Source organism: Hymenobacter wooponensis, assembly GCF_004745865.1.
Lineage (GTDB): Bacteria > Bacteroidota > Bacteroidia > Cytophagales > Hymenobacteraceae > Hymenobacter > Hymenobacter wooponensis.
Genome location: NZ_SRKZ01000004.1, coordinates 407,236 through 433,693, shown reverse-complemented (window position 1 = coordinate 433,693; position 26,458 = coordinate 407,236). Strand labels below are relative to the sequence as shown.

General features: G+C 54.6%; 20 protein-coding genes. 6 read left to right on the top strand and 14 right to left on the bottom strand.

Annotation, left to right across the window (positions count from 1 at the left end):
- Nucleotides 1-85 precede the first annotated feature (85 nt).
- The 11 genes from EU557_RS15450 to EU557_RS15400 form a co-directional block, all read right to left on the bottom strand.
- Nucleotides 86-892, bottom strand: coding sequence for an alpha/beta fold hydrolase (locus tag EU557_RS15450; protein ID WP_135531359.1), 807 nt, complete (start codon nt 890-892; stop codon nt 86-88).
- Nucleotides 893-1,112: 220 nt separating this feature from the next.
- A complete protein-coding gene (locus EU557_RS15445; protein WP_135531358.1) occupies nt 1,113-1,649 on the bottom strand; it encodes a pyridoxamine 5'-phosphate oxidase family protein in 537 nt (178 codons plus the stop codon).
- Nucleotides 1,650-2,110: 461 nt separating this feature from the next.
- Nucleotides 2,111-5,233 (bottom strand): NACHT domain-containing protein, encoded by a 3,123-nt coding sequence (locus tag EU557_RS15440; protein ID WP_135531357.1) that lies wholly within the window; start codon nt 5,231-5,233, stop codon nt 2,111-2,113.
- Nucleotides 5,234-5,271: 38 nt separating this feature from the next.
- Complete coding sequence (locus EU557_RS15435) at nt 5,272-10,170, bottom strand: DNA repair ATPase (RefSeq protein WP_135531356.1); 4,899 nt, start codon at nt 10,168-10,170, stop codon at nt 5,272-5,274.
- A 96-nt stretch (nt 10,171-10,266) separates the two neighbouring features.
- Entirely contained in the window at nt 10,267-10,647 is a 381-nt protein-coding gene (locus EU557_RS15430; RefSeq protein ID WP_135531355.1) for an endonuclease domain-containing protein, read from the bottom strand.
- Nucleotides 10,648-10,793: 146 nt separating this feature from the next.
- Nucleotides 10,794-12,962 (bottom strand): flotillin family protein, encoded by a 2,169-nt coding sequence (locus EU557_RS15425; RefSeq protein ID WP_245326289.1) that lies wholly within the window; start codon nt 12,960-12,962, stop codon nt 10,794-10,796.
- Nucleotides 12,963-13,309: 347 nt separating this feature from the next.
- Complete coding sequence (locus tag EU557_RS15420; protein WP_135531354.1) at nt 13,310-13,711, bottom strand: PH domain-containing protein; 402 nt, start codon at nt 13,709-13,711, stop codon at nt 13,310-13,312.
- Between the two features lie 39 nt (nt 13,712-13,750).
- Complete coding sequence (locus tag EU557_RS15415) at nt 13,751-14,404, bottom strand: OB-fold-containig protein (RefSeq protein WP_135531353.1); 654 nt, start codon at nt 14,402-14,404, stop codon at nt 13,751-13,753.
- Between the two features lie 96 nt (nt 14,405-14,500).
- A complete protein-coding gene (locus tag EU557_RS15410) occupies nt 14,501-14,713 on the bottom strand; it encodes a hypothetical protein (protein ID WP_135531352.1) in 213 nt (70 codons plus the stop codon).
- Between the two features lie 49 nt (nt 14,714-14,762).
- Nucleotides 14,763-15,467, bottom strand: a complete 705-nt coding sequence (locus EU557_RS15405; RefSeq protein ID WP_135531351.1) for a PspA/IM30 family protein — start codon at nt 15,465-15,467, stop codon at nt 14,763-14,765.
- 121 nt (nt 15,468-15,588) lie between these two features.
- Nucleotides 15,589-15,987, bottom strand: a complete 399-nt coding sequence (locus EU557_RS15400; RefSeq protein WP_135531350.1) for a type III secretion system chaperone family protein — start codon at nt 15,985-15,987, stop codon at nt 15,589-15,591.
- A 197-nt stretch (nt 15,988-16,184) separates the two neighbouring features.
- Between EU557_RS15400 and EU557_RS15395 the strand changes: the two genes are divergently transcribed.
- Together EU557_RS15395 and EU557_RS25730 are read left to right on the top strand one after the other, a co-directional pair.
- Entirely contained in the window at nt 16,185-16,952 is a 768-nt protein-coding gene (locus tag EU557_RS15395; protein WP_135531349.1) for an XRE family transcriptional regulator, read from the top strand.
- A gap of 76 nt (nt 16,953-17,028) precedes the next feature.
- On the top strand, nt 17,029-18,144 hold the full coding sequence (locus EU557_RS25730; RefSeq protein ID WP_210116065.1) for a hypothetical protein: 1,116 nt from the start codon (nt 17,029-17,031) through the stop codon (nt 18,142-18,144).
- Between the two features lie 88 nt (nt 18,145-18,232).
- Here EU557_RS25730 and EU557_RS15385 read toward each other — a convergent pair whose 3' ends face one another.
- Nucleotides 18,233-18,703: a hypothetical protein gene (locus tag EU557_RS15385; protein ID WP_135531348.1), complete on the bottom strand. Its 471-nt coding sequence runs from the start codon at nt 18,701-18,703 to the stop codon at nt 18,233-18,235.
- Between the two features lie 300 nt (nt 18,704-19,003).
- Between EU557_RS15385 and EU557_RS15380 the strand changes: the two genes are divergently transcribed.
- Together EU557_RS15380 and EU557_RS15375 are read left to right on the top strand one after the other, a co-directional pair.
- The gene (locus EU557_RS15380) at nt 19,004-19,885 is read left to right on the top strand and encodes an alpha/beta fold hydrolase (RefSeq protein WP_167855230.1); all 882 of its coding nucleotides are present in this window, start codon (nt 19,004-19,006) and stop codon (nt 19,883-19,885) included.
- Between the two features lie 161 nt (nt 19,886-20,046).
- Entirely contained in the window at nt 20,047-21,504 is a 1,458-nt protein-coding gene (locus EU557_RS15375) for a phytoene desaturase family protein (RefSeq protein WP_135531346.1), read from the top strand.
- Nucleotides 21,505-21,515: 11 nt separating this feature from the next.
- Here EU557_RS15375 and EU557_RS15370 read toward each other — a convergent pair whose 3' ends face one another.
- Both EU557_RS15370 and EU557_RS15365 read right to left on the bottom strand, forming a co-directional pair.
- Nucleotides 21,516-22,538, bottom strand: coding sequence for a hypothetical protein (locus EU557_RS15370; RefSeq protein WP_135531345.1), 1,023 nt, complete (start codon nt 22,536-22,538; stop codon nt 21,516-21,518).
- Between the two features lie 144 nt (nt 22,539-22,682).
- Nucleotides 22,683-23,585 (bottom strand): histone deacetylase family protein, encoded by a 903-nt coding sequence (locus EU557_RS15365; RefSeq protein WP_135531344.1) that lies wholly within the window; start codon nt 23,583-23,585, stop codon nt 22,683-22,685.
- A gap of 389 nt (nt 23,586-23,974) precedes the next feature.
- On the opposite strand from EU557_RS15365, the gene EU557_RS15360 reads away from it, so the two are divergent.
- Both EU557_RS15360 and EU557_RS15355 read left to right on the top strand, forming a co-directional pair.
- Nucleotides 23,975-24,973, top strand: a complete 999-nt coding sequence (locus EU557_RS15360) for a Kelch repeat-containing protein (protein WP_135531343.1) — start codon at nt 23,975-23,977, stop codon at nt 24,971-24,973.
- Entirely contained in the window at nt 24,933-26,294 is a 1,362-nt protein-coding gene (locus tag EU557_RS15355) for a DUF4270 family protein (RefSeq protein ID WP_135531342.1), read from the top strand. The genes EU557_RS15360 and EU557_RS15355 overlap by 41 nt, the downstream gene beginning before the upstream one ends.
- Nucleotides 26,295-26,458 lie beyond the last annotated feature (164 nt).

Here is a 26,458-nt window from a genome sequence, read left to right as displayed (position 1 = left end):
CTTGTGGGTAATAGCATAACGGGCTGAATGAACACGAGCATTAGTTACGCGCGGTTGTCTACAAGCCCGAAAATAAGGTAAAAGCTCAAGGTGCAGCGGTTGCGGTGGCTCGCAGGAAATCTCGGACTACGGCCGTAAAGCGTTTGGGCTGGTCGAGGTGGAGAGTGTGGCCGGCGGCCCGAAGTTGCTCCTTCTGCAGCTGGGGGTTAAGCCGTTGCAGCTCCGCGGCAACATCCGCCGAAACAATGCCTTTGTCACCGAACAAGAGCAGGCTGGGCACTTGTATGGTGCGCACTACTTGCCTGAAATCGGGGTTCGGCGGCCTGAGCACCTCAAAAGCGCTGAGGCTGGTTTGCAGGCGGGCCCGGGCGAACAGCTCCAGGGTTTCCGAGGTCCGCGTAGGATGCCGGGCCCGCGCGTCGGCTACTACTTCTGCCAACGAAAGCTGAAGCATCTGCCGGTGCTGCTCAGCCACGTCACTAGCCCAAACCTCGCGCTGCATTTCCGGGCTCAAAAAGGTTGGGTCGGCCAGGATTACCCCGCGCACCAGGCTGGGGGCGCGGCTGGCTACTACGGCGGCCGTCATCCCGCCCATGGAGTGGCCTAGCAGGAAGACCGGAGGAAGCCGCAGGGCCTGGATCAGCCCGATACTATCAGCAGCATGATCTTCGTAGCGGTAGCCGTTGTCGGGCGCGCTCGACTGGCCGTGCCCGCGGGCATCAGGCATGATGACGTCGTACGCCGGCTCTAGTGCCCGGGTCAACTCAGTCCAGCACAAGCCATTGGTCATTAAGCCGTGGAGCAGCAGTACCGGTGGTTTGTCTCCCCCGGTTCGGGAGTAGTGGATGCTGATGCCGTTCGTGTGGCAGACTGCGGTAGGCCAGGTGGTCATTTTCTGCGAGCGTAAAATTCAAGCCGGCCGTAAGGCATCATTACTCCCCTTACAACACTAAAAGCGGATTGCCCGAAGCACTCAAAAGGCGGTGAAGCTGCTGTGGCTTTCGTCAGTGGCACCGCCCAGTCAGTAAGCGGCCAGACAGGACCACATGGCTTACGCGTTGCTGGTATCAAAAAACGAAGCGACAAACTTCATGGGTTGCATGTGGCCTAGCCTAGATGCCGGTGGGCTTGCCATCGATGCTGCGGGCGTTGCGGTTATGCCAGTACTGCTCTACCTGCTCAGGGCCGCGCCGTTCCATGTAATCATTTAGCTCGTCGCGCTCGGCCCGGTACTCGAAGAAAGGCACGGCCATGCCGCAGGAGGTTTGCACCAGGTCTACCGCTACCACCACTATCTGCCGAGAGCCGGGCAGGGGCGGGAACAGGGGTAGCAGCTCGGCCCACTCCGCGTCGCGGGGGTGGTACATGGTGGCGGTGCCGTAGAGGCGCAGGATGTTGGGCTTGCCCTCGAAGGCGCACCACATCAGGGTAATGCGGTTTACCTCCAGCAGGTGGGCGGCGGTTTCGTTGCCGCTGCCGGTTAGGTTCAGCCAGGCCACGCGGTGGTCGTCGAGCACGCGCAGGGTGTCCTGGCCCTTGGGCGAGATATTGACGCGCCCATCCGCGGCGGCTGTGCCCACGAAGAAAATATGCTGCTGCTCGATAAACGCTTGAATTTCAGAGCTGATGGCGGCGTATTGCTTGCCCATAAGAAAGAGGGTTTAGCTGGGTAGCAAGGTATACTTACTAGGTGTTGTTGGAAAGTTCTCCTAATAAGGTTTTGCATACATAAGCGTTTGCGGAAATATATATAGCTGCGTAGGTTTATTGGGCACAGCGTTCTGTAGTCCTGCTGATATAAGTATCTAGCCAGCTGGTTGGGGGTACATCACTTCTTTCTTTGTTGTTATACTATAATGTGCAGCTTTACGAAAGCTCATATTAATAGCCTGTTTCACAATTTGTGCGAAAACAAATTGTCAGTAATTAGTATTAGAAAGCTTTGATAATTAAAGTATGATCATCTTTGGCTAGGCTTGTGCAATAACACATAATTACTCACAGCTATACCGGGTAAGGGCTTTGCTTGTACTAACCTTGCCGCAGTATAACTGTGAGTTGATTTGTAGCTATTAATATGCTTATGGGTTTTTAAATTTATAAAAATATACTACTTTAAGCTGTTGTAATATGCTTCCTTGTTTTCCTTGTTTTCAAATTTCAAATAGCTATTTAGCTTTCTTAAAGTGATTTTCTTGTTTTTTAGCTGATATTTAAGAAAAGGTCTTAATGTATTTAAAAATGAATGAAAAGTAACAGATATTTGATTGGTATGGGTGTAATCATCGTGAACTAATTCCTCATATTTGACAATATGAGGTATAATAATTTTGTCATAAGAATTGTAAATAGGGCTGTTTCTATTGTCATCAAAAATATCAAATGGAATTAATCTATTATGTATATTAATGCAATGGCCATGTGAATACGAGTTGCTTATGAATTTGATATTGTTGAAATCTACTCTAAACATTGTTGAATAGGCAAATGATGTTTCATTAAAAGTGCAGTCATTAAATTTTGTATCCACAAATAAGCTCCCCATGAAATCTATTCTGCAAAAATAAGAATGTGAAAAATCAAGTGGGCCTATTATTCTGTGTATATATATAGTATTACTATTTCCTTTCATGTCTATCCCTTTGAATAAATCGTTGCCCCAATGTGGTACACTGTTAAAGCTATTTTTAAGGCCATATGAGTTATCTATTAATTCAAATAGATTGATGTATTCAATATTAAAATCGAGATTAAATAATTTTAAATTGCTCGTATCTTTTGTGTTTGTGTATAGAGAATTGCCAGTGATTAAAGCTAGCCATTTGTCTATCTGAGACTTAATTTGAAAACTGTTTTTATTTTTAATTAAGGTTAATTCTTTGTTAAACAATGAATTTTTTCTCTCTGATTCTGTTAAATAATATATATTGTTAGAATTTAATATATTTCTTGATAGCTGACATATTTTTAATATGTGATTTTCAGTTATGCACCAATCTTTTAACAGTTCTTCTGGGTATTCCGATGAATTATGATCTAAATTATGTTTTTTGAACCAATTGTATGATAATTCATTGCATAAAAGCAAATTGTTTTTCCTGATTGATAACGATGCTAATAATGGAAAAAGTAGCCTGCGTTTTTGTATAATATCTTCCGAAGCTTCTTTTGTTGCAGTTTCTTTTAATAACTGAAGTAGCTCTTTAAAAAAGCTTATAGTCTGGTCTGTTGGATGTCCTAATATGAGTTTTGCTCTTGCTTCCTCTGTATTACTGTCTTCGTCAAGTGCAAACTTTATGAAGACTTTTAAGTAGTATTCAGCTAACAAAATTTCCGCAAAGGACTGGTGTTGAAAGTGTAACGTGTTGCTGCTTTCTCCAAAATATGAATGCGAAAGAAATTCTATTTCTAAAACTTTTTGATCTTTATATCTTTTTAAAATATCCTCATTAGACTCCCCTGACTTCTCTCCATCTAACACGCGACATATATCTGCTTTATTCAGCGCCCCCTGTTTTCCCTGATGTCTTTCAAACATCCAAAGAGAAGATATGGCATGGAGTATGTTTCTGAATTCAAATTCTTCTTTTAAATTTACGGTATAATTTGGGTCGTTTATGTGTTTGGCTTCTTTTGATAAAAGGTTTAGGAATGAAAGATATACACCTATTTTTCCAACTCGTAAAAAATCAATGTTATTAACTATTAATTGATATATCATATATGCAAAAATAGGTCTCTGTAATTCGCTTCTTGAAAGAGTGTTATTTTCAAGTAATTCATTGTATATGTTAGATTGATTATTATTTTCGATGTTGTGTATAATACTTTTTATGAATTGGGGTGTTGTAATGTTTATTTTAATACTTAATTGCTTCAAGGTGTGATTGAGCCAGTTATTAAATTGGTCACTCTTGAAGCCGTGTAAAGAAATATACACGCTAGCATCTTTATCTTTTTTTGTTTTAATTTTATAGGGCTTGTAATGCTCTAAAAATTCTTCTAAGCCTGCATCGAATGGCCTTGTTGTAACAATGATTTTATTGGTTCTATACTTAGTTTTATCTAAATTTTGAATTCTTTTAATTGATTCTAAAACCTTTGAAATTGATGTTCTATTTAACTCTCCACTTTCGTCTAAGGAGTCTACTAGAAAAAAATATTTTTTTGATTTATAGTATTCTGAATTAATGTCTATTGCATAGTCATTTAAAAGGAAATCGTGTATAACTCCCAAACTGGAAGTGGTAGAGTAGTTATTAAAATTACGTAGATTAAAGTATATAGGTATATATACTTCTCCAGATGAAATGTATTTTTTCGCTAAGTCAGAAGCGTGTTTACGAAGAAAAACAGACTTGCCCTTGCCAAAATCTGCAACAATAAACAGGATCTTGTCTAAGTGATTAGTTGGGTCAATTTTAAAGTATGATTCTATAAGCTCAGTGGCAGGTTTTAAAGAAGATTCGTGTAAAATAAAGTTTTTTGATTCTTCATCTGATAAGTTGTTGCTCTCGTTGTTAGTAGTTGAGGTGTAATCGTTTATGCTTTGTACCTCTTTCCATTCTGCATATGTTTTTTCGTAATGGAGGTTTTCATCTTCGCTAAACCCTATCCTGCCAAGATTAACCATGGATAATAATAGGCTTACTTCATTCTCTTGTAGTATATGTTTTTTTATATTATCTAAATGAGTATTGTATTCTTCTCCAAACTCATCTGCTATTTGCTTTTCAATATAAGTATTAAAATCTTTTTTAAATAATTCAATAGATTCATTGTTCATTCCAGATTTAAACAATAAATCAATGAACGCTTCTTTTGTGCTTACAACTGCTGGGTGATATTTGGGCTGAAAGATTAGAAGTAGCTGACTTGTGCTAGTGAAATTGATTTGATAATCTAATGTTTCTAAAAGCGATTTTTTGATTTCGTCAGAAGAAAAATTAGTTATATTATCTTCTATGATGGATATTGATAAGCAAGCTTGATTGTAAGAAGCCTTGAGATATGACTTTAATCCAAAGTTATTTAGTTTGTCTGCTGCTAGTTGATTGAAATAGGACTCGATCATAGGCTTCCCTATGAGTTTTATTGCTAAGCCTAGTGTGCCACTTGAATTGTCTAATACTATTTTAGCATTTTCCTCAAACGTTTCTTTTGCCCAGTCTTTTAGGTTGCTAATGATATCAGGCAGTGATTCAATTGCTTTGAGTGACGAAGTTTTTTTCATTCTAAATTTATTGTAATTGTTTGAAAAAAAAGGGTTTATCAATACGTTCTTTTATGTAAAACATCTTTGATCCCGCTCAGGCCGCCGGCAATGCTTTCTAGCTTATCGAGCATCTGTAGGAGCTGGCCAGCGCCGGAGTTGCGGAGGTTGTCGCGGAAGGTGGCTTTGATTTCCTGCCAGCGGGCTTCCTCGGCGGGGGTGAGCCAGCCCAGCAGCTCGCGCAGCTTGAGCAGGTTGGCTTCGGTGGCGCTGGTCAGGGTTTGGGCTTCGCTTTCGTAGTGGGCGGCCAGCAGGTCCGTAATTTCCTGGTCGTTCATCACGGGGCGCACTTTCTCGGCCAGCTTGTTCATGTTGCGGTAGGAGCCCTGCAGCTTGAACGGTGGCTCGGTGCGGTAGGCGTCGGCCTGGGCGGCGCTGGCAATGTAGGCCGCATTCACGTGGGCCACCACGTCGCGCAGGCGCAGCAGCTTTTGCAGCACCGCCACGTACTCGTTCAGCTCTTCGGGGGAGTGGTTGCCCTCGAAGCTGAGGCCGTCCTGCTGCCCGGTTTCGGCGAGGCGGATGAGGGCGGGCACGTCCTGAGGGCTTTGGGTGGCCAGGCGGCCCAGGGAGGTGTTGCTGGTGAGGGCGTTTTCGAGGTAGGAGAGGCGGAAGGCTTCCTCGGAGCCCGCCGTGAGAATGTCGCCGAGGTTGTAGATGTCGGCGCGGTTGGCCAGCATGTCGGGCAGCTGAAACACGTCGCCGCTTTCGGTGTAGGGGTTGCCGGCCATCACCACCGCCACCTTGCGGCCCCGGAAGTCGTAGGTGCGGGCGCGGCCCTCGTACACGCCCTCAATCTTGCGCTGGGCGTCGCAGAGGGAGATGAACTTCTGCAGAAACTCGGGGTTGCAGTGCTGGATGTCGTCCACGTAAATCATCACGTTGTCGCCCATCTCGAAGGCCAGGTTCAGCTTTTCCAGCTCCTGCCGCGCCCCGGCGTTGGGGGCCTGGGCGGGGTCAACGCTGGTTACGGCGTGCCCAATGGCTGGCCCGTTGATCTTCATGAAGATGAGGCCTAGGCGGTTGGCCACGTACTCCATGAGTGTGGTTTTGCCGTAGCCGGGCGGTGAGATGAGCAGGAGCAGGCCCATGAGGTCGGTGCGCTTGCCCTCGCCGGCCGTCCCGATCTGCTTGGCCAGGTTGGCCCCAATCAGCGGCAGATACACTTTGTCAATCAACTGATTGCGCACAAACGACGTGAGCACCCGCGGCCGGAAATCTTCCAGACGCAGATCCTGGGCGGCCCGCACCAGCAGCTGCTTCTTCAGCTCCTGAAACTGCTCGTACTGGGCCACTGTGGCGCGGTCGTAGTGCAGCAGGCGGCGGCGGAAGTCGGGGAAGTTGAGTTGGTAGGTACGGTCGTCGGCGAGGCGGGCGTGTGTGCCCTGGAAGTCGGCCAGCGTTTCGCGCAGGGGCGTATGCACCACGCGGGCGGGGTCGTAGGTGCCGGTGAGCAACAGCACCGCGCACTCGTTACAGAAATCCGAGAGGGTAGCAGCGGCCGGGGCCTGGCGCAGGTAGGCCTGTAGCCACTGCCGAATCAGGGGTAGCTGGGCGGCAGGCTGGTCTTGTAGGCCAGTCACCGATTGCTGAAACAACTCCGTGGCTTGGCGCTCCTGCAGCTGCTTCTGGAACTGCTGGTACAGCTCGGCAGCTTCGGCGGCAATGATGAAGGTGCCGGTGTGAGTCAGCTCGTGGAAGAGGTAGTCGCCGGCCTCTGCTACCTGGCCTAGGGTGAAGAGGCCGGTTTGCTGAGCGAAGGTTTCCACGGCGGCTTGCAGCTCGGTTTTCAGCTCGTCAAACTCCTGCGAATCGGGGAACACCTGCAGCAGCACCCCGATGCCCTGGAGCTGCCGCTCCCAGTGGGCGCGCTGGTCGGGGTCAGCGAAGCGCAGCCAGTAGAGGGCAGCGGCGGCGCGGGTGTCGGCGGGGTAGCGGAGAAGGTCTGCCGTGCGGGTGAGGCGCACCAGGGCCGTGAGCAGCAGAGCGGCGTCGTGGTCGTGCACGCCTTTGAGGTAGCCTTCCTGGTAGCGCGCGGCCATAAACTGCTGCACGTAGGCTAGCAGCTCGGCAGCGCTGAGGTGGCCTAGCTCGGCAACCGACAGCACGGCGGGGTGGCCAGCTTCGGGGTTAGCCGGCACGGGGTGCTGGGCGGCCTGCAGGATGCGCCAGGCCAGGAACTCGGCCCGGTATACGTCCTGGTTTTCCGATACTACGGTTTGCTCCCAGACTGGCCTAGCAGCCAGCAGGGTGGGGTCGGTTATCTTCTGGAAGAAGTTGGTGCCGGTGAGGTGGTAGTGCAGGGCGTCGTCGCGCAGCACCACGGTCAGCTCCAGGGGCTGGGTGTTCACGGTGAAGGCGTGGGGGCCGAACTTGAGGGTCTGGCCGCCGTCGGCAAACAGGTCGGCCCGGTCGCGGAGCTGGCGCACGGCGTCTTCGCGCAGGGTTTTCAGGCGGCTCAACACGTCATCCGACTTCACCGAGTCGCCGAGGTTAATGAGCTCTTGAGCCGTCTGGCGTACCTTCTCCACCATCACATCGGCGGCAAAGTACCCGTTGATATCCGCCACCGATTCTAAGCGGGTGAGGCGGCTCTGCACCGCTTTCAGCAGCCGCTCGGCGCTTTGCAGCAGGGCCGTGGCGCGCTGGTTGCGGGCGGCTACCAGGGCCGTTTTCTTCGACTCAAAGGCTTCTACTACCTGCTCGCGCCGGGTGGTGAGCTGCTCGATAAACTGGTCGAAGTCAGGGAACTTGCCTTCTAGTTCCTCCAGCTGCACCATGAGCTTGGTCAGATACTCGTCGCACTTGGCGGGGGTGTCGGCCAGGTCGAGGTAGTTGGTGAGGGCCTGTTCCAGCAGCTTGAGCTGGGCCGTAAACTCGGCCTGGGCCTCGGTGCCAGCCAGGGCCTGCCGCCGCCGCTTCAGCGCCGCCCGAATCTGGTTGAAGCGGGCGTACACCGTCGAAATGTTGTCGATGATGGCCGTGGTCTGGGTCGGGTCGGGGATGGGCAGATTGCTCACTACCTCAATCAGCAGTTCCAACTCCTGGGCCACGGCGGTAGTTTCCTGCTCGCGCTGGTCGGCCTCCACGGTTTTCTGCACCTGCTCCACGCCATCGGCAATGGCTTGCACGCGCTGGGCGTAGGGCAGGAGGGCATCGGGCCGCAGCAGGAAGTCCACGGTTTGGGTGGCTACTTCCTTGCTCAACTCTTCTAGGCCAGTGGCGTGCTGTTCCACGGCCGGCAGCTCCACGTAGCGCAGCTCCTTCAGGGAAATTACCTCGCCCCGCACCCCGCGCAGCTCGCCCAACAGCTGCACAAACTCCGTCACGGTATCGGGCGCCGAGCGGCGGATTCGGCCTACTAGCTCGTCGGCTTTCTGGAAAACGGTTTGGGTTTGCTGGGCGGTGTTTTTGCGTATACTCTGCACCTTCTCAAATTCCTCCACGGCGGCCGTAGCCGTCTGGCGGATTTCGCCCAGGGGCTCGGCCAGGGCCTGGGCCGCTGGCTCACGTAGCCAGTGGTAGGCGTCGGTGAGGCTGGTTGTCTGGCGGATCAGGTCGAGGTAGAGGCCGGCGTAGGAGTCATCCTTGCCGGTCAGCGTCAGGACTTCCTGCACTTCGCTCATGGCCCGCACTATCTCCTTGTTGCCCAGCTTGTAGAGGTAGGAGTCGGAGGTGACGGGCAGCTCAAAATTCGGGGCCGTGTAAGGCGTCTGCCAGATCTGCACGGCGTGGTGCTTCTTGGGCTCGTCGTCGGCCCGGAAGTAGCACAGCTCCCCGTTCTCGAACAAGGCGTAGCCGTGGCACACAATGGGATTATCCACGCGCTGCGCAATGCGGTTGTAGCTCAGCAGCAGGTAGGTGCCCTGGTCCTTGTTGTAGAACACGTACAGGAAATCCTCCCCGTTCGGCGACACCACCCGCTTCTCAAACAGCATCTCCCGCAAGCCGTTGTCGAACAGCTTGTTGTCGCCGGTTTGCAGGTAAAAGCCGTGCGGAAAAATCAGGCCCTGCCCGTCGGGCAGCAGCACACAGGCATCGGTCAGGGCATCGAGGCGCTGGGCGGTTTTGAGCTTGAAGTTGAAGATGAAGTAGCGGTATTGCTGCTCCTGGTAGGGTCGGATTTTGAGCAGAATCAGGTTGCCCACCACCGCAAAGTAGATTTCCGAGTCGTCGAGAGTCTGGTCCTTATCATCCACCGGCTCGCTCAAAATACCCTGCCCGGTGCTGGTGTTGTCCTCGACTTTGATGGTCAGGTCGCCGCCAATCGTCTCCACGAACACCTTTTCCTCGATGCTGATGTGGGGGTGCTTGCCGCCGCGCTGCATGTCGCGGGTAGCGCGCTGCCACTGGAACTCGTGCTGGGGCGGGAAGGTGTACTCGTGGTCGGATCTGTTGTCGAGGTAAGTGAGCGTGTTGCCCTGCATGAGCCACTTGAACGTCTTCACATCCGAGGCGCTCTTGCCCACCCGAAACACCATGAACAGGTGCGTCCCAATCACCGCGAACTTCACGAACTGGGTGTTCTTGTAGTAGCGGTACAGGTTGCGAAACTCCTCCAGAAACTGCGGGTTCTGCAACAGCTCCAGCCCCAGCGGCTGGAAGTCGTGCTCGGCGTACTCGTACACCCCAAACACGTCGGCCAAATCCGGCTCCGCCTTCAACCCCAGCACCACGTTATACCCGAAGATAAACCGCTGGCCCACCGGTACCATGTCCCAGGCCAGGCAGTTGTTTTCGGTAGTAATGCGGCCGGTGCCCAGCAGGCGCGTATCTACGGCCCCAAATACCTGCTTGCGCTCCGTATTCAGCGTATCCAGGCGCTGACGGAGGTCGGTGCTGCTTTTGAGCAGGCGGTTGCGCAGGATTTCGTAGGTGCCGGTTTCGAGTTGTTCCATGGGTGGGACCCCACCCCCCGGCCCCCTCCCCTCCGGGAGAGGGGGAGCCTGACGTAAGTGGGTGGATTATAGTGTTGAGAAGCTGGGAAGCTACTCTTAATAAGTTGGGAGGAGCATTTTTAGGTGCTCAATGATGGTGTGCAAAACCTGCGGCGTATTGTGTAACACGTCTTCGTTCGTGAAGCGCAGGACCAGAAAGCCCGCTTCCTGTAAGTCATGCGTCCGGCCGCCATCATATTCGGCTTGGCTTACATCATCGTGGATGCTGCCATCGACTTCAATAATCAGCCAAGCCTGCAAGCATACGAAGTCAACAATAAACTGCTGGATGGCATGCTGACGGCGAAACTGCACGCCCAACTTGTGAGCGCGCAGTTCTTGCCATAAATGCTTTTCAGCTGGAGTCGGATCTTTACGATTAGCCCGAGCATACTCCTTTGAACTCTTAGCCCATTGCTTAGCATCAGTGGTATACATGCCAAAGGGATAGGGTGAGTGTTCATCAGAATCAGTTTCCACGATCAACGGAAATATTTGATCTATACTTTCGAATCAGGATAAAGCATGCATCTATGCCGCCGTGGCTCCCCCTCTCCCGGAGGGGAGGGGGCCGGGGGGTGGGGTTACCTCAGCTCTAGCATCTTCGCTGGCTTATCACTAATACCCAGAGCCGTAGCGGTGCCGGCTAGCTGGGTGATGGTGGCACGGGTGGCGTCGTCGCCGGCTTGGTTCATCATCTTCAGCAGTAGGGCTGAGACGCTGAGGTTCTTCATGTCCTCGGAGCTCAGGCCAAACTGATCCACGAAGCGTCGGAGGTTGGTTTTGAAGTCGCCACCCCCGTCGAGGGAGAAGAAGGCGTCTTTCACGGTGCCCAGCACTTCGGAGTTGTGCACGGCGCGGTCAACCATTTTGCCTTTCGTGATGGAGCCGATGATCTGGTCGAAGAACATCGTTTCGCCACCCACAATGTCGATTTTGGCGGCTTTGAGAGCTTCGCCGATAACATCGGCCTGGGAGGCGGCAATGTCCTTCTGGATGCTGATCTGGGCCAGCTCCACCGACTTCTCCTTGTCGAGGCGCAGCTTGAACTCCTCGTGGTCTTTGCCCACGCCGTCGAGCTTCTTCATGGCGTCGGCTTTGGCTTCGATGCCCTTGGCTTCAACCGCGAATTTCTGCTCCGATACGGCGGCTTCGGCGAGGCCTTTCTTCTGATCGGCTTCAGCTTTGGCCTGGATGATGTCGGCGTCAGCCAGGCCTTTCTCGCGGTTTACTTTAGCGGCTACCAGGCCTAGCTTCTCGTCGGCTTCTGCCTGAGCGCCAGCTTTGGCTTGGATGGCTTGTGCTTCGGCGGCAGCGGTGAGCTGGAGCACGGTGGCCTGGGTTTCGCCTTCTTTCTGGCGAGCAGTGGCTTTAGCCTGCATTACCTGGGCTTCGGCTAGGCCTACGGCGGCGGCTTTACTGGCTTCCGCTTCAGCCAGAGTACGGATAGCCTGAGCCTTGAACTCGGCGGAAGCTTTTTCGGCTTCGGCGTCAATCAGGGCTTGCTTGGCGCGGAACTCGGCGGCTTGCTTCTCCATATCGGCATTGCCCACGAGGGCTACCGTAGCGGCTTCGGCTTGCTGCTTGGCGGCGGTAAGGGCTACCAGCTTTTCGCGGTCGGCCTGGGCCTGAGCGCGGGTGTCCTTGATCTTTTCTTCTTCCTGCACGGTGGCCTTCTCTACCGTGATTCGCTCCCGGATAATGGTTTGGATGTTCTTGCGCTCTTCTTCCAGGGCCTTTTCCTTCTCAATCTGAGCTAGGGCCACAATTCGCTCCCGCTCGTTGGCTTCCAGCGCTTTGGCCTGAGCAACGCGCTCGGTTTCCACGGCGTCGGTGCGCTGCTTGTTGCGCTCAGCTACTAGCACCTGCCGGTCGCGATTCTGCTCGGCAATGCGTACTTCCTCTTCAGTAGCAATGCGGGCCTTCTCACCTTTCAGGCGCTCCTCCTGCAATACTTTTTCGGTTTCAGCCAGCTCACGCGCCTTGATGTTGGCTACTTCGCGCTTCTGCTTTTCCTGGTTTTCAATCAGCTGCTTTTCGAGCTGCAGAATGGTCTCTTGGGCCTCTACGTCTTGCTTCTTGATAGTTTTCTGCTGCTCGCGCTGAATGGAGTTGGCCTGAATCTTCTGCTCCGAAGTGAGGGCAATAATCTTCTTGATGCCTTCCGCGTCCAAGATGTTGTCTTGGTTCAGGGCCGTGAGCGGGGTTTGTTCTAGGTAGTCAATAGCGCAGTCGTCGAGCACGTAGCCGTTGAGGTCGGTGCCAATGATGGTCAGGATTTGCTGCTTAAACTGCTCGCGGGAGTTGTAGAGCTCAATGAAGTCGAAGTGCTTGCCCACGGTTTTGAGCGCTTCCGAGAATTTAGCGTCAAAGAGGCTTTCTAGGGCGGCGGGGTCGGAGGCACGGTGGGCACCAATGCTCTGGGCCACGTTGATGACATCCTGCTCCGTTTTATTTACCCGCACGAAGAAGTTCACCTTCACATCAGCCCGCAGGTTGTCTTTGCAAACTAGCCCTTCAGAGCCAGCCCGGGAGATGACAATGGTTTTCAGCTTGATGTCCATCACCTCCAGCTTATGGAGAATAGGCACCACGAAGATGCCGCTAAAGGATACCTTGGTGTCGCCCATGCCGGTGCGTACTAGGGCCTCACCTTGCACAGCCTTTTGGTACATGCGGGCCACAATGGCCAGAAAACCCAATACGAGGACAGCGACGATGATAATCACCGCCAGGGAAAGTTGTTCTAACATGAAAGTAGGGAGTAGAGATTAAGTCAATCAGGAAGGTAAATGGTGAGGCTGGGCCCTCTAGGCCAGTGCTATGGATGAATGTAAGTGCAGTAGTGGTACAGCAACACGTAAGAGTAAAAGGGGGAGTAGTTTAATATTTGTACTAAATAAAGGTGAATATGACTTAGTCGTTTTGCAAAAGGCCGCACTCTGCCGACCTCCACTAGCAACAGGTGCTGAGCAAAGGCATTAGCTCACAGGCTCAGGGAAAGAGCAGCTCGGCGATGCGGTCAAAAAACTCAGACAGCGCTCCATCGAATAGAAATTGGCCCAGCCAATGCAAGAAGGCCTTTATATTCAGCAGCAGATCAATCATGGCGCAATGCTGGGATAAGTTGATGCAGGGCGGCGAGAAAGCCAGCCTTGTCGGCCGGGGAAATCAGGACCAAGTCGAACTTGCCGTAGCGAACTTCCAGTCGATCAAGCGACAGGGCCGGGGAGCTGATAGGGTTGCGCGTTGGCCTAATACTGGTAATGCTAGTGAGTGGCACGCGTTTATGAATAGGTCCTGAGATAATTACTAACTCCTGCGAGGTGAGCGTGTAGCGGGTAGGAACCAACAGATACACTAGAAATGCGGCTATTGCCAACACTACTAGGCTAGCACCCCACCGTTGCTGCACGAAAGATAAGAGTAAAAAGAAGCCTAGGCCACTCAACAGTGGTGCAAATATTCCCCAGCTGATCTTTGATGTAAATACCTGATTCATACTACCCTGTCGTTTAGTGACTCAGTAAGGAGCTTTGCTCTAAGGAATATCGTAAGGCTCAATTAGATAACAACGCCGTTGCTCATCGAAATCAATCACCAAGGCTGTGTCGCCTTTGCGCAGCTCGGCAGTAGGGGAGGCCGCCAGCACGTTTAGCATCAGGGGCGAGCCGTTCAGCGGTTGCACACTGGCCTGGCCTAGCCGGGAGGCCGTAGTGGGGAGCAACACGGTGCATACCTTACCCAACGGGCGGACGCTGCTGTCGTGGCTTTTCTCCATGGCTGCATATAGGTGCACCAAAGGCATCGTCAGAACTTTGGCCAGCAGCAGGCTCCCAATTAGCAGGGGAATTAGGAACACTAGGCCTAGCAAGCCAGACTCATTGTGGAGGTAGTAGTTCAGCAAGATGCTCCCAACCCAAAGGGGCAGGGCAACAAAGCTGAGGAACATCATCAATGGAATTCGGCCCAGGTTCAAGAAAGCCAAAGCATGGTTCAACCAACCGATGCCTATTTCTGGCGCATGGATCTCGGCATGGTGGCCTAGATCTACGTCGTGGTCGATGTTCAGATCTACCGTTTTGAGGTCCAGGATTCCTGCCAGAATTGTGAGCCAATACAGCAGAACGAATACCAACAGGGCCGTGGGGGCGAGGTTGGGGGGCGATACTGCCGCGTGTAGAAGTTCAGTCATGGCCGGAAAGAGCTAACCGAAGGAGGGCAGCGCCAACTGTTGCTTAGCGCCGGCAAGAACAGGAAAATCAATGGGAACGGGGCAGTGATTTTATTACTACTGTCGAGCATCAAACCGTTGCTGTAGGGCGGCGTTTTCCGCTTTTAGCCTAGCTGAATAATTGATGTAAGCAATTAAGCCAAACATAAACCCAAACAGGGTGTAAAAATACCCGTTGCCATAAGCAGTGGTATGAAAAATCTGAAGCACAACGCCTCCAATTATCAGCACTACAGATAGAATTCTCAAGGAGTGCTCTTGCTTGTTCATCAGGATATGGAGTGGATTGATATAAAGGTATATAGTTAAGCTAGCAGGCCTATTCCAGCCCCAGCTTGGCTTTCAGGGCCTGTAGCTCCTCAGTAGCTCTACCGCGCCCCGACTGGCCTAGGGCTTTGTCAATCTCTTGGTCGATGGTTTTGCTTTGATTCGCCAGCTGCCCGTACGATTCGGCCAGCGCTTCCTCTGCGGCTACTTTTTCCTTCATGCGCTCTAGTAGGGCTACCGTTCCTGATGAATCGAGTTGAGCCAACTGTTGGTTGATTGTTTTGGTAGCGGTGCTCACCGTTACGCGAGCCTTCAACGTTTTCAACTCATTTTCCCACTGGCTGATAGTAGACTTGAGTTGCTGCACGTTCTGCTCTAGCTGGTTGGCAGAGCCCTCAAACTTCTCTTGCTCAGAAGTAGAGCGGATAGCTTGGGCTTCATGCTCCGCCTTCTTTACCAAAGCTTCACCGGCTAAGCGGTCGGCTTCTGCCGGGGCCAAGTCGCCTTTATGAGCACGTTGGAGCAGGAGAACCGCTTTGCTTTCATAGTCGAGGGCTTTGGAGCGGGCGGCCGTAGCATCATTGCGAGCCCGTATGGCCATGGCTTTCACTTCAGCCAGGCCCTGTAAGCTCTTGTCAAGGTCCTGGCGCAGGTCGCGCAGGCCTTGCTCCGTCATTTTGATGGGGTCTTCAAGTTGGTTAACGGCGGAATGGGCTTCGGCCTGGCCAATCTTGAAGATGCGGTTGAAGAGATTCATAAGCGTAAGTGATAGAAGGTCGGGCGGAGCTCCAGCTTCGCGTATAGTACCTTTCCTCGTTGCTGCAAGCGGGAAATGCGCCGGATCAACGGGCTACGAAGCTGGAGCTTCGCACTAGGCGTTAGCCTTTTGAGAAGGCAATCAATTCGTCGCTGAACTCGCTGAGTAGCAAGCTGAGCGAGTTGAATACTGCTTCCAGCTCGGGCCGGTCCAGATGCTCTAACTGGAGAGTGTCGCGGAAGATGACTTTGCGACCAGAGTCGTCAAGCACAAAAGCGCCGTGAATTATGTCGCGGTTTTTCTGGAGGAGCTGCTGGTACACTTCACAGCTAGGCCCGGGCAAATCCAGCAGGTGTTGCTCCATAATCAGTAGCGGCTCTCCACACCCGATAACCAGATGCTCAATGCCCAACTCCGGCTTGCTAACGACCAACAAATTGGTGGCTTCTTCTTGGTGCTGGATGTCAAAACCTAACTCTAGTAGGTAGGTCTTGATTTTAGTAAAGTAAGAGTTGGCCATTGAGAAGAGCGTAGAAGTTTATCGGCTGATAAGGTACTAAAGGGAGGTAAGCTGAGCAGTGTAACGGTTATAGAGTCATTGCTCAAAATAATAGAAGCATGGTAAGCTGGCTTGGCAGGAATGTATTAGCTTTACGATGCAATTGTAAACAAAGTTTGCTGATTGCTCAAAGTTTGAGCTATAAATATTTTTGCTCTATGTCGAATGTTGGGAAGAACATCAGGAAGCTAAGAACAGTCAAGAAGCTGAGTCAGGCGGCTTTTGCCGAATTATTTGGCTTAGCTAGGCCTAGCGTAGGAGCCTATGAGGAAGGGCGCTCAGAGCCAAAAATGGAGACGCTGATTCAGATTGCTCAACATTTTGGCTTGTCGGTTGACTTGCTACTTACGAAAGAGTTGACCGTAAATGAGCTCTACAATTTTGACCTGTACAAGCAGAAAGGAACAACGCCAACCGCCGCGCCGCTAGCCGAAGCCGACCGGCAGCAGCACCTGACGCCGTATGTGCCGGCCACGCGTATGCTGGAGTATATTGTGCAACACCACGCTACGCCGTTTATCGATGGGCTCACAACGCTCACTTTTCCGCACAATCTGGGCCCCACTACGCGTGCGTTTGAAATTGCCGGGGCCGATATGCAGCCTACTCTGCGCCACCAAGACGTAGTGCTCTGCTGCCACGTTGATAAGGCCAGCCCCCGCCTGCACGTCGGGCGTCTTTATGCCTTCGTGACCCAGAGCCGTCTGTTGGTGCGCCGCCTGAGCGAACAGAAAACCGGTGGATTGCTCAAACTACGAGCCGATAACCCCGATTATCCTGTGCAGGATCTACTACTGACCGATGCCCTGGAAGTGTGGGAAGTTCATGGCAGCTTTAGCACCCACCTGCGGGCACCAGCAATGCTGGAAGAGCGTGTGAGCCAGCTAGAGCGGCAGTTGGAAGAGGTGCTGGCACGATTAGCCTAGTCTCCCGGCTACTGCTATGACGGTTCGCGCCTTGTTAATTAAGCGGAAAAAGAGTGGCCTACTGGTCCTCTTCCTCATGACAGCATGGACGCTGCTGAGCTTGCGACAGTATGAGCCACCTGAGCAGCCAGAACTGCATAAGCGGGTAGCTTACCTAGAGCGAGTGATACAGGAAGGAACTGGGCCTGGCACTGCCCTAGCGGCTATTGGCCAGCAGAACCCCGAGTGGGAATTGTTCACTCTTTCGTTCTCTGCCTATGCATTTGCCAACTTGGCCGCTCAGCAGCCAGCTTTCAGGGCGGAAGCAGCACGATATATTGACCTGGCTATTGGGCAGGCCTTAACGCCGCCCGTGCGCGATGCATTTGAGTATAGGGCTACTGCAAGTGCGGCCCCCGACACTACTGGCTCAGTACTGTATTTGGGGCACCTGAATCTAATGCTGGGTTGTCTGCGCGAGCTTGATCCTGCCTCGCCACGCACTGAGCTGCACAATGCCTTGTCGGGGGCGCTGTATCGGCGTTACACTCTGGACGCAAGCGGTTGCCTAGAGTCGTATCCTAGGCTGCGCTGGGTGCCGGATAATACGGTTGCCCTGGCCTCACTGGCTTTGCATAGCCAATTGACGGGTAGCGAGTATGCGTCCGTTAGTCACCAGTGGGTAACAAGGGCGAAGCGCCAGTATCTAGACGCGCATACGGGGGTACTGGTTTCTCAGGTTGATGCGCAAGGGCAACCTCAAGAAGAGCCTCGTGGCTCTATGGTGGGCTGGAGCATCTGGTTTATCTCCCGCTTTGACTTGGCTTTCGCTCAGGAGCAGTATAAGCGCTATGAGCAGCACTTTAGCACCAACTTAGGCCTAGTGCGCCTCTATCAAGAGCGGGCAGGGCAACACACTACCAATTACGGCGACCTTGACAGCGGCCCTCTCGTGTTGGGCTATAGTATTCCCGCCAATGCCTTCGCCTTCGCCGATGCCGTGGCCCTCGGCGACCTACGCAATGCCCGTCGGCTACAGCGCCTCATACAGCTAGGCCGCCGCGAGATTGAAACGCCCACGGAGCTTCGGTATGGCGTCCGATTCGCGAATTTACCAGTCAGTCCTTTGGCCGAAGCGCTGCTTTTATATTCAGAATTCCCAGTTACTACTCATTCCTCTGTTCGCTCGTCAACAGCACACGTTGCCTTCTAGGCCACTCCTTTAGTTGGCCAGGTACCCCACTTTTTACCATGCTGCTTACCCATAGTGGGTACCAGCCAGCGCCTATAGTTTGAGTGCTTTAGCTTGCTAGTGCGGTGTTGACGTGACCAGAGTAGGGCCACTCTGAGTACAGAGCTGCTAATACGGGCGGCTGATCGCCTACCAGCCAATCGGCGGCTTCGGCAGTGCTGGAAAAAAACTGGATGTCGTACTTCATAATCTGACGCTCAGCGCGCACCATGCTCTCAACCACTAGCTGATTGTACATGTTGTGCGTTGGTAGCACCAGAGCCACGCGCTGCATGCCACCCTTCGCAATGCGGGGCAACCAAGAAGTCGTAACCCAAAACTGGTCGTCTAGGCCTAGGCTGGGAAGGTCGTTCATGTCAACCAGTGCCTGACGAATATTTTTCTGCTCAATGAGTGTGGCCAGAGAATCCAGGCTCTGCCGCAAACCCTGCAGGTTGGTATACGTGGTGTTCCACTGAAAACGCAGGAGAGATGGGCTAGCTAGAAATTGAGCCCGAATAGCGGGTAGAGTTAAAATCATGCAAACGGGAGAAGGTGTGAAAGGAACTGACGGAACGTACGAACAAGGGTGATAAATGGATTTAGCGAAGAATCACTTTAAAAACCAATTTAAAATGCGAATAAGGCATCAAATGGCTGTTAAGAAGGGGAATAGTTAACTTTGAAAGTGTGAGTATAGGGAAAACTTAAGAGCCTACAATGAAATATTGTAGCTCAACCATAAAGACATTTAAAAAGCGGAAAGTTTACATCCTAGCTAGGGTGACTATGGGTGGCGAAAGCACGTAGGAGAATTTCTATGTGTAGTTTTGCTTTTACAATGAGTTCACATTCCGTAGCTGCTATCAATCCCTCTGTTCCAACTGCTGTTAAGCTGCTGCGGTGGAAGTTTCGGCTGTTGTCAGCGCTGTCGACGGAGCTGGCCTTCGGCGCCGCCTGGCGACTGTTTACCACCCCACGAAAGCTGCCCGAGAAAAACTGGGAGGCTGCTGCCGTGGCGGAGGCGCGGCAATTCCGGGTGAGCACGCCCCGGGGAGCCGTTGCCGTGTATGAGTGGAACGCTAAGGGCAGCCGAACTGTGCTGCTCGTGCATGGGTGGGAGCATCGGGCCAGCTTTTGGGGTGTGATGGCGCGTGGCTTGGTAGCCGCCGGCTTTAGGGTAGTAGCCCTTGATGGCCCAGCGCACGGCGCGTCGGCCGGCAGCCGTACCACGCTTCCGGCTTTTGCCCGGGCCGTGCAAGCCGTGGCCGACGAAGTAGGAGAGGTGTACGCCGTGGTAGCGCACTCTTTGGGGGCTGCCGCTACCGCCGGCATACCCGTGGAGTTTAACCGCGCTACAACGGGGCGGCTGCCCCGGCTGGTGCTATTGGCCGCACCGGGAAGTACTACCGCGGTGGCGCAGCGGTTTGCTCAGTTGCTGCACTTGCCCCAAGCCGTAGTACAGCGCATGCGGCGCTACATTCAGGAGCAACACGGCCGCGATGCCGAAAGCTTCAGCTTGATTAAGACGGGCCGCACCTTACCCACAGATCAGGCAATGCTGTTTCACGATTTCGCCGATGAAAGTATTCCCTTCGCGGAAGCCGAGGAAATAGCCGCCAACTGGCCGGGCCTAAATTTTCGTCCTACCACTGGCCTAGGCCACAACGGCGTCATGCGCGATGCTGGGGTAATCAAGCAGATAGTAGAGTTCTTGCGCTAAGCAGGAAAATGTAGTCAGCAGGTTGTTCTAATAAGGGTACTCCTAGATGAAACGCATGGAGAAAGCCTAGTGCAGCCCGCTTGAACATTCTCCTACGGATACTTCTTTACTACCAGCCCACGCAGCAAGTGGGAACAACCAGTGTAACTAGGTCTGCTTGCATGACGAAGCCAGAATATGATGCGGTAGTAGTAGGCTCCGGGCCCAATGGGCTGGCAGCCGCCATTGTGCTGCAGCAAGCGGGCCTTTCCGTATTACTGCTTGAAGGGAAAGAAACGCTGGGTGGTGGCCTACGCACCGCGGAACTGACGCTACCGGGCTTCCGTCATGATATTTGTTCGGCAATTCACCCGTTAGCCGCCGCCTCGCCCTATTTTCAAACGCTGCCGCTGGCCCAATATGGGCTAGAGTACATTACGCCCCCGGTGGCCGCTGCCCACCCCTTTGATGATGGCACGGCCGCAGCGGTCATTACCTCCCTAGCGGAAACAGCCCGGGGCCTAGGCCAGGATGAGCGCGCATATCAGCGGCTGCTGGAGCCACTAGTGCAGGCATGGCCGGGTATTGCGCCCGACGTGCTGGCCCCTCTGAGCATCCCGCGCCACCCGCTAGACATGGCGCAGTTTGGGCTGTCGGCGCTGCAGCCGGCTACTATGTTGGCGGGGCGCTTTCAGACCAAGGAAGCCCGTGGGCTTTTCGCTGGAATGGCGGCCCACTCTATTCAGCCCCTTACCAACCCTACCACCGCCGCAATAGGCCTGGTGTTGTTGATTGCGGCGCATCGGAAAGGCTGGCCCCTGCCCAAAGGAGGTTCTCAAGCTATTGCCGATGCATTGGTGGCGCACTTCAAAGCGCTGGGCGGCAAGGTGGAAACCAATACCTACGTGAAGAGCCTGAGCCAACTACCCTCGTCGAAGGCGGTACTGTTTGATGTGACGCCGGCTCAGCTGCTGCAGATTGCGGGGCACCGGTTTTCAGCCATCTATCAGTGGCAGCTACGGCGCTACCGCTACGGTTGGGGCGTGTATAAAATTGATTGGGCGCTGGATGGCCCCATCCCGTGGACTGCTTCTGAGTGTACCCAGGCTGGCACCGTGCACCTGGGCAATACGCTGGAGGAAATTCAGGCCAGTGAGCACGCCATTTCACAAGGGCAGCACCCAGAGCGGCCGTTTGTGCTGCTGGCCCAGCAGAGCCTATTCGACGCCACCCGCGCCCCCGCCGGCAAGCATACCGCGTGGGCCTACTGCCACGTACCCAATGGCTCACGCGTAAACATGACCGATGCCATTGAACGGCAGGTGGAGCGTTTCGCGCCTGGCTTCCGCGACCGTATCATCGGCCGGCATACTTTCGATACGGCGCAGATGCAGGAGCACAACCCCAACTACGTGGGCGGCGACATCAACGGCGGCACGCTAGATATTGGCCAGTTGTTCACGCGCCCAGCCCTGCGGGCGTCGCCGTACCGTACGTCGGCAGCCGGTTTGTACCTATGCTCTTCTTCTACACCGCCCGGTGGGGGCGTGCACGGCATGTGCGGCTACCACGCCGCCAGCCGTGCCCTCCGAGATATATTTAAGCTGCCCGTGCCGCCGCTCTATCAGGAAGAAAAGTAGATTCGATAGGCCTAGATACTTTCATGCCCTTCCGCGGCCAGCTCCTTCAGCACCTCGCGTAGGCCAGTGGGCTCCTGAATGAGGTGGAAGATGTGCTCCAGGTACTCGGCTTCCGCGCGTAGGTGGCGCTTGAGGTGGCGGATTTCCTGCTCCCGCTTTTTGCCGGTACTACCGGAGAAACCGTTGTCGCCGTATTTGAGGGCGTTGAGCTGCTGCTTCAGCTCCGTTTGCTGCTGGTGTAGCGCCTGGGTGTAACGGGTCAGCACGGTGTCATCGGTGGCAGCGGTGGGCGCCGACTCGGAGAGTAGCTGAAGTAGCGTGTAGAGGTCGTTGGCCTCGTAGGCCTCCGTGATGCGCTGCATCAGCAGGGTTTTCTGCTGCTGGGCAGCGGGGTCGCGCTCTAGGTCGGGGTGGTGGGTGCGGGCTAGCTGGCGGTAGAGCGTTTTGGTATTGGTGAGGAGGCTTTGCTGCTGCTCGCGGGCGGCTTGCTCCGCCGCGTCCTGGGCTTTCTGCGCTTTGGATTTACGCCGAGCCCGGGCGGCTTGGGCCGCCTGCTCGTGCGGAGGGAGGGTAGGGTCGATGGTAGGAGGCGCAGTGTTGGCTTCGGCGGCCGGTGACGTTTCGTCCTCATCTAGGTCTGTGCGGCGGCGGGGAGCGTACTTGCGCAGGATATCGGCAGCATCTTCCCCAAATCGGTCTTGCAGGGAACGGGCATTGCCTACAATAACGCCGGTAATCTGCTGCTCCTCGGCGCGGCTGAAGAACCCGAGCAGCAGTGCCTCCTCTAACGGAGCAAAAAGCCGCTGGCGCACCTTTACCACCGCTTCCGCCACCGGGCCCACTTGCTGCCAGTAGCGGCGCCGGGCTTCGGCCTGCTCCACCTGCAACTCCCGCAGGCGCTGCCGCAGCCCTTCCACTTGCGCTACCGCCTCCCGAAACGCCTGCTGCGCTGGCGTGCCCGGGGCCTCAGCCGGCGCCGAGATGGGCAAAGAATTAGCGGCAGGTAAGTCGGTGGTTGGGTTGTGCAGATTCATGATACAAAGGTAAGCTGCCCATGCTTGGCGCAACTGGCCTAGCCGCTTGGTTTGTCATTGCGAGAGCAGCGAGACATCTGACTTATTTCCTTGCTAGTTGCTCCAGATTCCTCGCTGACCGCGTAATGATAGGTGGCGTACAACTCATCCAAACACCTCGTAGGCCACCCGAAATGTGTTGCAGTGGGCATCTACGATATCCGATAGGCGCTCGGAGTAGCCGCCGCCCATGCTCACGGCCACGGGCAGGCGATGCTGGTGGCAAAGGCCTAACACTAGCTCGTCGCGCTGGCGGCACCCTTCCTGGGTAAGGGCAAGCTTGCCGAGCTTGTCGGTTGCCAGCACATCAACCCCAGCCTGGAAGAAGATAAAATCGGGCCGTACCTGGCCTAGCAGCCGGGGTAGCGTGTCGCGCAGAATTTGCAGATACGTATCGTCTTCAGTGCCCAAGTCTAGCGCAATGTCAAGGTCGGAGTGCTCTTTGCGCAGTGGGTAGTTAGCGCCGGCGTGCATGGAAAACGTGAACACGCGCGGCTCATTCTGGAAGATGCTGGCTGTGCCGTCGCCCTGGTGGACGTCCAGATCTACCACCAGAATCTGTTGGGCCTCGCCGTGGTGGAGCAGGCGGGCAGCGGCCACGGCAATGTCATTGAGCACACAAAACCCCTCGCCCCGGTCGCGGAATGCGTGGTGGGTGCCACCCGCGAGGCTCAGGCCAATACCGTCGCGCAGGGCCCGCCGCGATGATTCTACGGTGCCAGCCACGCTGCTGAGGGAGCGGCGCACCAGCTCGGGGCTTTGGGGGAGACCTAGGCGGCGCACCTCGGTGGGCGTCAGCTGCAGGTCTCGCACGCGGTACCAGTAGTTAGGGGAATGCACCCGCAAAATGTCTTCTTCGGCTGCCAGGCCGGGGTCGTAGATGTCGCTGGCCGGCGCAATGCCCTGCCACAGCAGCTGCTCCCGAATGAGCTCATACTTAGCGATGGGGAAGCGGTGGCCATTGGGCAAGGAGATACTATAACGTTCCGAAGAGGCGAGGCAAGGCATTGGCGTGAGGGAGGCGCAGATAAACGATGGCAAGGTAGCGTACGGCAGAACCTGCTGCTGGGGTAGGGCGGGCTTGTGTGAGCAGGAGTGGGCTAGGCGGCCAACCCGCGCAGCCTAGCCGAACCTGGGCACCAAGCCTCAACAGCAGAACAGGGGGCCAGAGCTCAGGCCTTCTTTTCTCAAACTTTTTTCAGTAAAACCGCACTTTTTTTCGTGGCCGTTCTGCCGATAGAAACGACCGGGTCGTCTGGGGAAGTGCCGGGTTGGTAGAGATAACTTCAAGGGGCGTGAGGTCTGAAATAGGTTTGCAGCGGCCTAGGAGCAACTTTTCAGTGCAACCTGCCGGGCCAGCTGGGAGCTCTCCCGGTCAAACACCAACCTACTTTTTTATGAAACGACCCCGCCTGTTGCTGTGGCTCCTGCTACTACTCACCTGGAACCTGACCGCCTGCAACAACGACGACACCGACCCCGACAGCGAGATACTGGGCGACTGGACCAGCCGCTCCCAATTTGAAGGACTGGCCCGCAGCGGGGCCGTCAGCTTCACCATCAATGGCAAGGCCTACGTGGGCCTGGGTACCGATGGCACCGACAGGTTTCAGGACTTCTGGGAGTACACGCCCGCTACCAACACCTGGCGCCAGATTGCCGATTTTCCTGGCGTAGCCCGCTACCAGGCCGTGGCGTTTGAGGCCGGCGGCAAGGGCTACGTGGGCACCGGCTACGACGGCGTAAACCGCCTCAAAGATTTCTACCAGTACGACCCCGCCACCAACCAATGGACCCAAAAAGCGGATTTCACTGGCTCGGCCCGTTACGCCGCCGTAGGCCTGTCCATTGACGGCAAAGGCTATATCGGGACTGGCTACGACGGAAATTTCAAGAAGGACTTCTGGCAGTATGACCCCAGCACCGATGCTTGGACGCAGAAGCCCAGCTTCGGCGGCAATAAGCGCCTGGGCGCCGTTGGCTTCACGCTCGACGGCACCGGCTACATCCTGACCGGCTCCGACAATGGCCTTGTGCAGACCGATGTGTGGGCCTACAACCCCGCCACCGAGCAGTGGACGGAGCGCCGCAGCCTCACCAACAACACCGACGAGGACTATGACTACAGCGCTCTGCCTCGCTCCAATGCCGTAAGCTTCGTGGTAAACAACCTGGGCTATGTGGCCCTGGGAACCAATAGCGGCAACCTCTCCGACTGCTGGGGGTACAATCCCTCTGAAGATACCTGGACGCAGAAAACTAGTTTTGCAGGTGTGGCACGTACTCAGGCCATTGCCTTCGGGCTCGGCGATTTGGGCTATGTAGGCCTGGGCACCACGGGTAGCACCCGCCTCGATGATTTCTGGCAACTCGCTCCCGATGCTGAAAGTGAGTAAGCTGCTGACTACCTGCCGGCAGTGGGCCCGGCGCGCCGGAGCCCTGTTGGTTCTGGTGGTGCCGGGGCTGCTCACGGCCTGCGAGACAACGACTAGCTTGACCGAAGAGCGGGAGGTAAATCCAGTGACGGGCACCGTGTACGTAGATACGCTCACAGTGCGCACTTCCACGGTGCTCGTCGATTCGGTGCCAACGTCTTCCAGCAGCTACCTGATGGTAGGCCAGTACCAGGACGACCGACTGGGCACCATCACCGCCCGCAGCTACCTGCGACTGGGCTTGAGTGGCAGCACGTTCACGCCCGCCGCCACCGCGCAGTTCGACTCCCTGGTGCTGGTGCTGCCCACCGACACGTACCGCTACGGCGACACCACCCAGGTGCAGCACCTGGAGGTACACCGCCTCAGTGAGGCGCTCCGGCCCAATACCACCTACTACGCCCTCAACAGCCGGACGTACGCCCCCGCGCCATTAGGCACGCGTAGCTTCCGGGCCAGGTCAGTGCTTGGCTCATTGCGCATCCAACTAAATGCGGCGCTGGGCCAGGAGCTGCTAACGGCTGGTATCAACCGGCAGCTCAGCACCGATGAGGAGCTGGAAGCACGGCTGCCGGGCTTGGCCCTTACGCCTTCAACAACTGATAACGCAGCCCTGCTGCGCTTCACCGCTGCCTCCAGCGAAACAGCGTTGCGGCTTTACTACCACCTGCCCAGCGCGCCCAGCGAAGCTCTGCTATATGGCTTCACTGGCGAAAGTGGTGCACGCCATTTCTACCAGCTGCAGGCCGACCGCCGCGCCACCCTGCTCAGCTCCCTGACTGCCACCCGTCAAGCGGTGCTTAGTGCCCACACCGCCGCCGAATCCTACATTCAGGGTGGCCTAGGCCTGCAAACCAAGGTAGAAGTTCCGTACCTGCTGGATCTGAAGAACCTGACGGGTACCTGGGTGCTCAATTCGGCCCAGCTTACCCTCGAAACCGTAACCGGTACTGAGAGCCGGTATCTGGCGCCGCCCAGCTCCCTCACTGCCCAGCTCACCGACCGTGGGAACCATTCGGGTGCATATATCACTAACCTCGACGGCAGTAGTGTAACGGCAACCTACAACCGCTCCACTTCTGCCAAAACCAACCTGGAGCAGGGTAGCTACACCCTCGCCCTCACGCCCTACATTGAGGCAGTGCTCGACCGGCGAATAGATAACACCGGCATTCTACTCGCCCCCAATTCTGCGGCTACCCCAGAGCGTGTAGTGCTGGGGGGCACCAAGCACACCACGAACCCCATCCGCCTAGGCCTCTACCTCACGCGGGTGAGGTAGGGATGGATAGTAAGAACTGTCATTGCGAGGACGCAGGACGAAGCACCAGCAGGACGGCGAAGCTTGCAATACGTCTGCTGAAACTAGAAAAGCCCTTACGTCCATTAAGGAGGTAAGGGCTTTTAGCGCTATAAGTGGTTTGGGCAACGTGAAGGAAAGATTGC

Coding starts and splice junctions, on each gene's coding strand:
- EU557_RS15450 (WP_135531359.1), bottom strand. CDS start 892: ATGACCACCTGGCCTACCGCAGTCTGCCACACGAACGGCATCAGCATC.
- EU557_RS15445 (WP_135531358.1), bottom strand. CDS start 1,649: ATGGGCAAGCAATACGCCGCCATCAGCTCTGAAATTCAAGCGTTTATC.
- EU557_RS15440 (WP_135531357.1), bottom strand. CDS start 5,233: ATGAAAAAAACTTCGTCACTCAAAGCAATTGAATCACTGCCTGATATC.
- EU557_RS15435 (WP_135531356.1), bottom strand. CDS start 10,170: ATGGAACAACTCGAAACCGGCACCTACGAAATCCTGCGCAACCGCCTG.
- EU557_RS15430 (WP_135531355.1), bottom strand. CDS start 10,647: ATGTATACCACTGATGCTAAGCAATGGGCTAAGAGTTCAAAGGAGTAT.
- EU557_RS15425 (WP_245326289.1), bottom strand. CDS start 12,962: ATGTTAGAACAACTTTCCCTGGCGGTGATTATCATCGTCGCTGTCCTC.
- EU557_RS15420 (WP_135531354.1), bottom strand. CDS start 13,711: ATGAATCAGGTATTTACATCAAAGATCAGCTGGGGAATATTTGCACCA.
- EU557_RS15415 (WP_135531353.1), bottom strand. CDS start 14,404: ATGACTGAACTTCTACACGCGGCAGTATCGCCCCCCAACCTCGCCCCC.
- EU557_RS15410 (WP_135531352.1), bottom strand. CDS start 14,713: ATGAACAAGCAAGAGCACTCCTTGAGAATTCTATCTGTAGTGCTGATA.
- EU557_RS15405 (WP_135531351.1), bottom strand. CDS start 15,467: ATGAATCTCTTCAACCGCATCTTCAAGATTGGCCAGGCCGAAGCCCAT.
- EU557_RS15400 (WP_135531350.1), bottom strand. CDS start 15,987: ATGGCCAACTCTTACTTTACTAAAATCAAGACCTACCTACTAGAGTTA.
- EU557_RS15395 (WP_135531349.1), top strand. CDS start 16,185: ATGTCGAATGTTGGGAAGAACATCAGGAAGCTAAGAACAGTCAAGAAG.
- EU557_RS25730 (WP_210116065.1), top strand. CDS start 17,029: ATGACAGCATGGACGCTGCTGAGCTTGCGACAGTATGAGCCACCTGAG.
- EU557_RS15385 (WP_135531348.1), bottom strand. CDS start 18,703: ATGATTTTAACTCTACCCGCTATTCGGGCTCAATTTCTAGCTAGCCCA.
- EU557_RS15380 (WP_167855230.1), top strand. CDS start 19,004: ATGAGTTCACATTCCGTAGCTGCTATCAATCCCTCTGTTCCAACTGCT.
- EU557_RS15375 (WP_135531346.1), top strand. CDS start 20,047: ATGACGAAGCCAGAATATGATGCGGTAGTAGTAGGCTCCGGGCCCAAT.
- EU557_RS15370 (WP_135531345.1), bottom strand. CDS start 22,538: ATGAATCTGCACAACCCAACCACCGACTTACCTGCCGCTAATTCTTTG.
- EU557_RS15365 (WP_135531344.1), bottom strand. CDS start 23,585: ATGCCTTGCCTCGCCTCTTCGGAACGTTATAGTATCTCCTTGCCCAAT.
- EU557_RS15360 (WP_135531343.1), top strand. CDS start 23,975: ATGAAACGACCCCGCCTGTTGCTGTGGCTCCTGCTACTACTCACCTGG.
- EU557_RS15355 (WP_135531342.1), top strand. CDS start 24,933: ATGATTTCTGGCAACTCGCTCCCGATGCTGAAAGTGAGTAAGCTGCTG.